Here is a 9,946-nt window from a genome sequence, read left to right as displayed (position 1 = left end):
GGAACCGACATCCGCCGCGCGCTGGAGGTGCTGCGGCGCGTGGTGACGAAGCGGGCCGTGCTGTTCCTGGTCTCGGACTTCCAGGATCGCGGCTACGAGCGGACGCTCCGGGTGCTCGCGAAGAAGCACGACGTGATCGCGATCTCGGTGTCCGACCCGAGGGAGGCCGCTCTCCCGGAGGTCGGGCTCGTGGCGGCCGAGGATCCGGAGACCGGGGCGGCCGTGCTGGTGGACGCCGGCAGCGCGAGGGTGCGTCACGCGTACGCCGCCCGCGCGGCCTCGCTCCGGCAGGCGACCGTGGCGGCGCTCAAGAGCGCCGGGGTCGAGCTCCTGGACCTCTCGACCGGCGAGCCCTACGACCTCCCGCTGGTGCGCTTCTTCCGCGAGCGCGCCCGGCGCGTCGCGCGAGGGGGAGGCTAGCGTGCGGGCCGGGATCGTCCTCGCGCTCCTCGCGCTCCCGCTCGCGAGGGTCGCCGCGGGTGCCTCGGGCGAGCCGTCGGGCACCGCGGTGCTCCGGGTTTCGCCGGTCGTCGCGACCGTGGGGGACCGTCTCGACGCGGTGATCGAGGTGACCGTCCCCGCGGGGACCCGCGTGGAGCGGCCCTCCGCCGAGGGCGACCTCGGCTCGTTCAAGGTCTTCGAGCCCACCTGGGAGGGGCCGGTCGCGGCCGGGGGGAGCGAGCGCTACACCTTGAAGGCGCGCCTGGCCGCGTACAAGACCGGCTCGCTCGAGATCCCGCCGTTCGAGGTGCGGGTGGAGGGGCCCGGCGGCGCGTCGGTCCTCAAGACCGAGCCGGCCAAGGTGGAGATCAGGAGCGTCCTCGACAAGAAGGACGCCGCGGCGCAGGACAAGCCGCCCATCGCCGATCTCAAGCCGCCCGCCTCCCTCCCCGCGTACTACCGGCCGCTCTACGTCGCGCTCAGCCTCCTCGCCGCACTTCTCGCCGCCGCCGCCGCGGCGTGGTGGATCCAACGCCGGCTCGCTCCGAGGCTAAGGGCGGTGGCGGCGCCGGAGGATCCCTTCAGGCGGCTCCCTCCGCACGTCTGGGCGTACGCGGAGCTGAAGCGGCTCCTGGAGCGCCGGCTGGCCGACGAGGGGGAGGTCGCGCTGTTCTTCACCGAGCTGTCGAGGATCCTCAAGCTCTACCTCGGGGGGCGCTACCGGGTGCCGCTGATGGAGCAGACCACCGACGAGATTCCCGTCTTGCTGAAGGAGGCCGGGGCGCCGCAGGACGCGATCCGGCCCGCCCGCGAGCTGCTGCGACGGGCCGACGGCGTCAAGTTCGCCCGCGAGGTCGCGGACCCCGGCCGGTGCCGTGCCTCGGTGGAGGAGGCCTACCGGATCGTGGACGCCACACGGCCCGCGGAGGAGCCGGAAGCGGCCGAAAAGGAGGGGGCGGCCTGATGTCGAGGTTCGCCGCTCCGTGGGCCCTCGCTCTGCTGCCGGTGGCGATCGTGGCCGCCTGGTGGATGGCGCGGGGCAAGACGCGTCGCGTCGCGCGGCTTCGGCTTCCCGGCGTGGCGGAGCTCACGCCGATCGCCGGAAGCGCCTGGGTGCGCGTCGATCGCGCGCTTCCCTGGGTCCGGGGGGGGGTTCTGGTCCTCCTGGTCCTGGCCCTCGCCCGCCCGCAGTCCGGGACCCGCTTGGAGACCGAGAACACGGAGGGAGTGGACATCGTCGTCGCCCTGGACATCTCGGGGTCGATGCGGTGCGAGGACTTCCGGCCGCTCAACCGGCTGGCGGTGGCCAAGAAGACGGTGGAGGAGTTCGCCGACGGGCGCCCGGCCGATCGGATCGGCCTCGTGGTGTTCTCCGCGATCGCGACGACCCGCTGCCCCCTCACCCTCGACCACGCGATGCTGCGGAGCTTTCTCGACGACGTGGACTTCACGCCGCAGGAAGAGGACGGGACCGCCATCGGCCTCGGCGTGGCGACCGCGGTCAACCGGCTGAGGACCTCCCCCGCGCGGAGCAAGGTGATCGTGCTGGTCACCGACGGGCGGAACAACCGCGGCCAGGTCGGCCCCGAGGCGGCGGCCGACGCGGCGAAGGCCCTCGGCGTGCGGGTGTACACGGTGGGGGTCGGGACCGAGGGAGAGGCCCCTTACCCGGCGTACGACGGCCCGCTCGGCAAGCGATACGTGATGCTGCGGGAGGACCTCGACGAGCCGCTCCTCAAGAAGGTCGCGCTGGCGACCGGAGGCGCCTACTTCCGCGCCGCGGATCCGCAGGCGTTGCGGGAGGTGTTCGCGAGGATCGACTCGCTCGAGAAGACCCGGATCGAGAGCCGCGTCAGGGTGCTGTACACCGAGCTGTTCCCGCTCGCCCTCCTTCCCGCCGGCCTGATGTTCCTCGGGGAGGCGCTGCTGCTCGCCACCAGGCTCAGGAGGATCCCCTGATGCGGTTCGCCGATCCGTGGGTCCTCGCGCTGCTCCTGCTGGTCCCGGCGGGAGGTGCGATCGCGGCGTTTTTCGCCGTGCTCCGCCGGAAGGCGCTGGTGCGGTTCGCGGGTGGCGTGCCTCAGGCCGCGAGGTTCCTCGACCAGGTGAGCCCGCATCGGCGAGCGATCCGCGTGCTCCTCCTGCTCCTGGGAGCGGCCGCGGGAATCCTCGCGGCGGCCCGGCCCCAATGGGGGACGCGGCTCGAGCCGGTCACCCGGAAGGGGGTGGACGTCGTGGTCGCCGTCGACACCTCGCTCAGCATGGCGGCCCAGGATGCCCCGCCCGATCGGCTGCGCCAGGCGAAGCACGCCGCGGATGCCCTCGTACGCCGGCTCGCGGGGAATCGGGTCGGCCTCGTGACGTTCGCGGGGAAGGCGACGATCGCCTGTCCCCTCACCCTCGACAGCGACGCGGTGCGGCTGTTCCTCGACGCGGTGGACGTGAACTCGGTCTCGTTCCGGGGGACCGGGATCGCGAAGGCGGCGGAGGTCGCGGTGCGGGCGTTCGGCGCGGGGCCTCCGTCCTCCAAGGAGGTTCGGGGAAGAGCGCTGGTGCTCTTCAGCGACGGCGAGGATCACGAAGGGGGGATCGAGGACGCCGCCAAGGCGCTCGAGCGGTCCGGCGTCCGCGTGTTCGCGGTCGGCTGCGGAACGAGGCGCGGTGCTCCCGTCCCCGAAGGCGGCGAGGGAGGAGGATCGTCCTCGTACAAGAAGGACCGGGAGGGTAAGCTCGTGACGAGCCGTCTGAGCGACGAGACGCTGGGGAAGCTCACCCTCGCCACCGGAGGCCGCTACTTCGACGCGACCCCGTCGGAAGCGGAGGTCGAGGAGATCGCGAAGGCGATCTCCGCGATGGATGCCCGCGAGTTCGGGACGCTCATGCGGGCGCGGTACGAGGAGCGGTTCCAGATCCCCCTGGCGCTCGCCTTCGCGGCGCTGCTGGCGGGAACGCTGTTGCCCGACCGGCGGCGAGTGGCGGGAGCGTGGTGGCGCAGGGCACGGGAGGAAAGGACATGATGCACTCGGTGGTCGCGGCGGTGGCGCTGGCCGCGCTCTCCCTCCCGATCGGGGGCGCGGCCCACCGGAAGGCGGAGGACGGGAACCGGAAGTACGAGGAGAAGGCGTACGACGACGCCCTGCGCGCTTACACGGAGGCGCAGGTCGCCGCCCCCGAGGCCCCGGAGCTTCACTACGACATCGGGAACGTCCTCTACCGGCAGCAGAACTTCGAGGGTGCGGCGGAGGAGTTCTCGCGAGCCCTGCTGTCGGCGCCGCCGACCCTGTCCCCCTCGGTGGCGTACAACCTGGGGAACGCGCTCTACCGAATGGAGAAGTACGACGACGCGGCGAAGGCGTACCGGCGGACTCTGGAGGCCATCCCGAGCGATCGGGACGCCAAGCGGAACCTGGAGCTGTCGCTTCGCGCCGCCGAGCAGAAGGAGCAGCAGAAGAAGAACCCGCAGCAGAAGAAAGACCCGAAGCAAGAGCAGAACAAGGACCCGAAGCAGCAGCAGCAGCAGCAGAAACCGTCTTCCGGCGACGACCAGCGGAAGGACGAGAAACAGCAGGCGCCGGAGCCGAAGCCGGGAGAGAACCGCAAGCCGTCCGAGAAGGAGCGCCAGCCGGCGGGCGGGATGAGCCCCGAGGACGCGCGGAGCCTTCTCGACTCGCTGGGGGAGCAGGAGAAGGCGGCCCTGAGGAAGCAGGCGGAGCGCCGCGTGCGGCAGGAGGAGCAGGGACCGGAGGAGGACTGGTGAGGCGGCGCGTCTCGTCGTCGGTGCTCGCACTCCTCGCGGTGCTCGCCGGGCTCGGCGCCCGGGCGGCGGGCGACGTCAAGGTGCGGGCATTCGTCGAGCCCACGGGACGGGCCGTCGACACCGAGCCCCTCACCCTCGTGATCGCGGTGGAGGGCAGCGACCTTCCGGACGTCTCGATCCGCGACTTGCCCCGGCTCCTCAATCTCCGCGTGCTGAACGGGCCGAACAAGTCGACCAGCACGTCCTTCGAGATGCAGGGGATGCAGATCCGCCGCTCCTCGAGCGTGACGCTTCGATACACGCTGCTGCCCGAGGGTCCCGGACCCGCCGAGATCCCGCCCGTCGACGTCGTGCTCGGCTCCGAGGTCCGCCGCACCGACGCGATCCGGCTCGTGGTGGAGCGCGGGGTGGCCGGGGCACCGCCCGGCAGGGAGCGACGGACCCGGCCCGGCAGGGTGGACGGTGGCCGCGAAATCGCGGGCGCCGGCGCGGTGTTCCTCAAGGCGGAGATGGGCGCCCCGGAAGTGTGGGTGCACCAGCCGGTCCCGCTCACGGTCACCCTCTACGCGGCGGGCGTCGACATCCGCAGCTTCTCCTGGATGGGATTTCCGTCGTTCTCGAACTTCTGGGCGGAGGAGGTCCCGACGGACGCCAACACCGAGCGGTACCAGACGGAGATCGGGGGGGGGAGATACAACGCCTATCCCGTGCTTCGGCGGATCCTGATCCCGACCGCGCCCGGTGAGGTCACGATCGATCCTTTCGGCGCGCAGCTGCAGGTGCGGCGGACGACCGGCGACCTCTTCGAGGATTTCTTCACCGGCGGCGGCACCGGCATGCTCGTCCGGAAGACCGAGCCGATCCGCCTCAGGGTCCGCCCGTTGCCCGAGGCGGGGAAGCCTGCCGATTTCGGCGGCGCGGTGGGGTCCTTCAAGCTCCGGGCGGCGCTCGACCGCACGGACGCGCAGGTGAACGATGCGGTGGCCCTCAAGGTCACGGTCGAGGGGGACGGCTCCCTCGAGGCCGCCGGGGCGCCGCGGCTCGATGCGCCGGCGGATCTCAAGGTCTTCGAGCCCAAGGTCACCGACTCCGTCACCACGACCGGAGGGAAGCTCCGATCGGTGAGGACCTGGGAATGGGTGCTGGTCCCGCTGGCTCCCGGGGACGTGCGGATTCCGGCGGTGAGGTTCCCGTACTTCGACCCGACGGCCGCGGTCTACCGGGAAGCTCGCGCCGAGCCGATGCTCCTCGCGGTGCGGAGGAGCGACCGCCCCGCGGAGGGGCCGGTGGCGCGTGGCGCGGTCGAGGCCCAGCGAAGGGACATCGCGTTCATCAAGCCGCTCCGAGGGAGGCTCGCGATCGGGCGCTCGAGCCTCGACCGGGGCGCGCCGTTCATGGCGCTGGTCCTGCTGCCGCTGTTCCTCTCTCCCGTGTGGATCGGCGTCGCGCGATACAGGGCGCGGCTGTCGCAGGACCGCGGCCTCGTTCGGGGGAGGCGAGCGCGAGCGGCGGCCCGGAAGCGTTTTCACGCCGCGGAGCGAGGGATCGGCGGCTCCGACGTGGCCGCGTTTCACGAGGCGGTCGCCCGGGCCCTCGTGGAGTACGTCGCCGACCGCTTCGACCGGTCACCGGCGGGGCTCACGTACGACGTGGCCGACGAGCTGCTCGCGGCGAGGGGGATCGATCTCGCGGCGCGGCGCAGGTTCCGGAGCTGCCTCGAGGCCTGCGACTTCGCCCGATTCGTGCCCGACGCCGGCACGTCGTCGCGCGAGACGGAGATCCTGAAGGAGGCCCGGGAGATCGTGGACCTCCTGGAGGGCGAGCTTTGAACCGGGCGATCCGTGCCGCCGCGCTGGTACTGGCGCTCGCGCTGTCCGCGCGGGTGCCGGCGCGTGGCGAGACGCCCGAGGAGACGTTCTCCCGCGGGAATGCCGCGTTCGAGAAGGGGCGCTACGACGAGGCGGCGGAGGCCTACCGCACGGTCCTCCGGTACGGGATCAAGGACGCTCGGGTGGAATACAACGTCGGCTGTGCCGCGTTCCGCCTCGGCCAGCTCGGCGAGGCGATCCTCCACTTCGAGCGGGCGCGGCGGCTCGCCCCGACGGACCCGGACGTGCGGGCGAACCTGGAATTCGCGCGCTCCCGATGCTACGACCGGGTCGAGGCGCCGGAGACCGCGGGACCGATCCGGATGGTGAGGACGGTTCAGGACACCGTCGGACCCGGCCGGCAGGCTGCGGCGGTGGTCCTTCTCGTCTGGCTCGTCGCGGGGCTCGTCGCGTGGCGATCGTCGCGCCCCGGCGGATGGAACGCCGCCCAAGGGTGGGTCCTGGCCGGGCTGCTGCTCCTGCTGGCCGTGGCCGCCGCGTCGTGGCTCGCAACAAGGGATCGCCTCGAGGGAGTCCAGATGGCCGTGGTCCTGAAGCCGTCGGCCGAGGTCCGCGCGGGGCCGGGTGAGAGCAACGCGGTCCTGTTCACGGTCCACGAAGGACTCACGATCGAGGTCCGATCCGAGCGGCAGGACTGGGTCCAGGTGAGCCTTCCGAACGGCCTCAACGGCTGGGTGCCCGAGGAGGCGGTGGGGAAGGTGTGACGCGCGCCGACCTCCCCGGCGCGCAGGCGGGAGTGTACGTGCACTTCCCGTTCTGCGCCGCCAGGTGCGCGTACTGCGATTTCGCCGCGCTCGCCGGCGAGGACGACAGGATCGAGGCCTACCTCGCCGCGCTCGAGCGGGAGGTCGCGCGCTTCCAGCCCGCCGCCCCGCGCACCGCCGACACCGTGTACCTCGGTGGGGGAACCCCGTCGAGGATGAGCGGCGCCGAGGTCCGCCGGGTGCTCGGCGCGGTGAAGGATCGCTTCGAGCTGGCGGAGGACGCGGAGGTCACCCTCGAGGGGAATCCCGAGAGTCTCGTGGCGGACCGGCTCGAGACCTACCGCGACGCCGGCGTGAACCGGGTGGTCGTGGGGATCCAATCCCTGGACGACCGCGTGCTCGCCGGGGTGGGACGGATCCACGATGCCCGCACCGCGGTCGAAGCGGTGGAGCGATCGCGGGCCGCGGGGTTCCGCTCGGTGGGAATCGACCTCATCGCGGGACTGCCGGGAGAGGATCTCCGGTCCTGGGGTCGAACGGTCCGCGCGGCGGCGGCGCTCCTCCCCGACCATGTCTCGATGTACCTGCTCGAGACCGACAAGGACACGCCGCTGTCCCGCTCGCTCCGGGCCGGAAGCACCCAGGTCGCCGACGACGACGCCCTCGCTCGAGCCTACGAGGAGGGCGCCGACGCTCTCGAGGCCGCGGGACTTCCGGCCTACGAGATCTCGAACTTCGCGCGCGCGGGCCACGAGAGCCGGCACAATCTCAAGTATTGGACCGACGCCCCGTACGCGGGATTCGGGCTGGGAGCGCACGGCTACGTCGCCGGCGAGCGGCGGGCCAACGTGCGCGATCTCGGCGCCTACCTCGAGCGGCTCGACGCCGGCCGGGACCCGGTGGAGGCCTTGGAGGCGTACGATACCGGGCGGAGGGCGGCGGAGGCGCTGATCATGGGTCTCAGGCTCGTCGAGGGGATCGACCTCGGGGCGGTGAGCGCGCGCTACGGGATCGATCTCGACGCGAGACACCGCGAGGCCTGGGAGCGCGCCGAGGCGGCGGGCCTCTTGGAGCGGGACGGCCACCGCGCGCGACTGACCCTTTGGGGGCGCCTGCGGTGCAACGAGCTGTTCGCCGAGCTGATCTGAGGACGTGCGGGGGCGTTCGGAGAACGACATGAGCGACGCGGAGTTCGTGGACCTCAGGAGCGACACCGTGACCCGGCCGACGCCGGAGATGCGGCGCGCGATGGGCTCCGCGGAAGTCGGAGACGACGTCTACGGCGAGGATAGGACGATGCGCCGGCTCGAGGACGAGGCGGCGGCGCGGGTCGGACACGAGGCGGCGCTCTTCGTGCCCACCGGGACCATGGGGAACCAGATCGCGATCCACCTCCTGACCCGGCCCGGGACGGACGTGATCGTGGAGGCGGGGAGCCACGTCTACAACTACGAGCTGGGCGCGATGGCCGCCTGGTCGGGGGCGATGCCGCGAGTCCTCCAGGGCGCGGGCGGCCTCCTGGACCCCGAAGCGGTCGCTGCGGCCGCCGCGCCCGGGCCGTACTACATGGCGCGCGCGTCCCTCCTGATCCTCGAGAACACGCACAACCACGCCGGGGGCGTGGTCCTTCCCGGCGGTCGCAAGGAGGCGCTCCTCGGCGTCGCCCGCGCGCGCGGTCTCGCCGCGCACCTCGACGGAGCGCGGATCTTCAACGCGGCGGCGGCGCTGGGCGCTCCCGCGGCGGAACTCGCCCGCGGATTCGACACGGTGATGTTCTGCCTCTCGAAGGGCCTGGGGGCACCCGTGGGGTCGCTGCTGTGCGGAAGCCGAGGCCTCGTCGCGGACGCCCGGGTGGTCCGGAAGCGCATGGGCGGCGCCATGCGACAGGCCGGCATCCTCGCGGCGGCGGGCCTCGTGGCGCTCGAGAGGCACGTCGGCCGGCTTGAGGAAGACCACCATCGAGCGGCGCGCCTGGCCTCGGTTCTCGCGGATCTCCCGTCGTTCCGCATCGACGCGGGGGCGGTCCGAACGAACATCGTCATCGCGGAAGTGTCTCCTCCCGCGACGGCGGAAGGCGTGCTCGCGGGGCTCAAGGAGCGGGGAGTCCTGGCGGGCGGCATGGGACCCGGCCGGGTCCGCTTCGTGACCCACCTCGACGTGGACGATCGGGGGCTGGAGCGGGCGGTGTCGGCGTTGCGGGAGGTGGGAAAGAAGGGGTGAATGGCGATCCGACGCCACGCACGCCGGCTCTCCGGCCCGCCTCGACCTGAGCCGGTCGTCTTCGTATAATCACCGCAATCGGCCGACTTCACCGAAAGGGGGAGAGCGTGGATTTCGGATTCACCGACGACCAGCAGATGCTCCGCCGGACCGTGCGCGAGTTCGCGGAGTCCGAGATCGCGCCCCACGTCCGCCACCTCGACGAGGCCCAGGAGTTTCCGCGGGAGATCCTGAAGAAGGCCGGAGATCTCGGTCTCATGGGGATCATCTTCCCGGACGAGTACGGGGGCGCGGCTCTCGGGTACACCGAGTACGTGATCGCGGTCGAGGAGCTGTCGCGAGTGGACGGGTCGGTCGGGATCTCGGTCGCGGCTCACAACTCGCTCTGCGCGAACCACATCTTCCAGTACGGCACCGGCGAGCAGAAGCGGAGGTTCCTCGGTCCGCTCCTGTCGGGCCAGTGGATCGGCGCGTGGAGCCTGACCGAGCCCACCGCCGGCTCCGACGCGGCCGGGACGCGGTCCGTCGCGAAAGCGGTCCCCGAAGGCTGGGTGCTGAACGGCTCCAAGACCTTCACCACCCACGGCTCCGTGGGGGACGTCACGGTGGTCTTCGCGGTGTCCGATCCCGAGCAGGGCAAGCAGGGGATCTCGGCGTTCGTGATCCCGAAGGGGACGCCGGGGTTCCGGCCGGGCCGCAAGGAGGACAAGATGGGCCTCCGCGCCTCGGACACCTCCGAGGTGATCATGGACGACTGCCGCGTCGGGCCCGACGGGTTCGTTCGAGGGGCTGGGTCGTGAAGGTGTCGAGAACTGGAAGTCGGGCAACATCCGCGAGGCGCTCGCGCGGTTCTTTGCCGCGCGAACCCGTACGCCGACGGGGGCTCAAGAACGGGTGAGCCGACAGAAGGCGCTCCTCGGGATGGCCGTCGCGGC

The 9,946-nt window shown here is 72.0% G+C and carries 10 protein-coding genes; all 10 read left to right on the top strand.

Translation table 11 applies throughout. The features are described from left to right. Positions 1-420: DUF58 domain-containing protein (locus LAO51_18515; protein MBZ5640736.1), on the top strand; the 420-nt coding region annotated here is incomplete at its 5' end. A 1-nt stretch (position 421) separates the two neighbouring features. Continuing rightward, complete coding sequence (locus LAO51_18510; GenBank protein MBZ5640735.1) at positions 422-1,405, top strand: BatD family protein; 984 nt, start codon at positions 422-424, stop codon at positions 1,403-1,405. Next, positions 1,405-2,400: a VWA domain-containing protein gene (locus tag LAO51_18505; GenBank protein MBZ5640734.1), complete on the top strand. Its 996-nt coding sequence runs from the start codon at positions 1,405-1,407 to the stop codon at positions 2,398-2,400. Before LAO51_18510 ends, LAO51_18505 begins: the two co-directional genes overlap by 1 nt. Beyond that, entirely contained in the window at positions 2,400-3,458 is a 1,059-nt protein-coding gene (locus tag LAO51_18500) for a VWA domain-containing protein (protein ID MBZ5640733.1), read from the top strand. Before LAO51_18505 ends, LAO51_18500 begins: the two co-directional genes overlap by 1 nt. Beyond that, the gene (locus LAO51_18495) at positions 3,455-4,198 is read left to right on the top strand and encodes a tetratricopeptide repeat protein (protein MBZ5640732.1); all 744 of its coding nucleotides are present in this window, start codon (positions 3,455-3,457) and stop codon (positions 4,196-4,198) included. Before LAO51_18500 ends, LAO51_18495 begins: the two co-directional genes overlap by 4 nt. Continuing rightward, positions 4,195-6,027 (top strand): BatD family protein, encoded by a 1,833-nt coding sequence (locus tag LAO51_18490; protein ID MBZ5640731.1) that lies wholly within the window; start codon positions 4,195-4,197, stop codon positions 6,025-6,027. The genes LAO51_18495 and LAO51_18490 overlap by 4 nt, the downstream gene beginning before the upstream one ends. After that, positions 6,024-6,791 carry a tetratricopeptide repeat protein gene (locus tag LAO51_18485; GenBank protein MBZ5640730.1) on the top strand — a complete coding sequence of 256 codons (768 nt, stop codon included), beginning with the start codon at positions 6,024-6,026 and terminating at the stop codon, positions 6,789-6,791. Before LAO51_18490 ends, LAO51_18485 begins: the two co-directional genes overlap by 4 nt. Beyond that, positions 6,788-7,939, top strand: a complete 1,152-nt coding sequence (gene hemW, locus LAO51_18480; GenBank protein MBZ5640729.1) for a radical SAM family heme chaperone HemW — start codon at positions 6,788-6,790, stop codon at positions 7,937-7,939. Before LAO51_18485 ends, hemW begins: the two co-directional genes overlap by 4 nt. 28 nt (positions 7,940-7,967) lie before the next feature. Beyond that, entirely contained in the window at positions 7,968-9,011 is a 1,044-nt protein-coding gene (locus tag LAO51_18475) for a low specificity L-threonine aldolase (GenBank protein ID MBZ5640728.1), read from the top strand. A gap of 137 nt (positions 9,012-9,148) precedes the next feature. Next, positions 9,149-9,811 carry an acyl-CoA dehydrogenase family protein gene (locus LAO51_18470; protein MBZ5640727.1) on the top strand — a complete coding sequence of 221 codons (663 nt, stop codon included), beginning with the start codon at positions 9,149-9,151 and terminating at the stop codon, positions 9,809-9,811. Positions 9,812-9,946: the final 135 nt, after the last annotated feature.

The sequence above is a fragment of the Terriglobia bacterium genome (assembly GCA_020073205.1).
In the GTDB taxonomy this organism is placed as follows: Bacteria; Acidobacteriota; Polarisedimenticolia; order Polarisedimenticolales; family JAIQFR01; genus JAIQFR01.
Note: the sequence above shows the minus strand (reverse complement) of the source record. Positions and strands in the feature narration are given on the sequence as shown.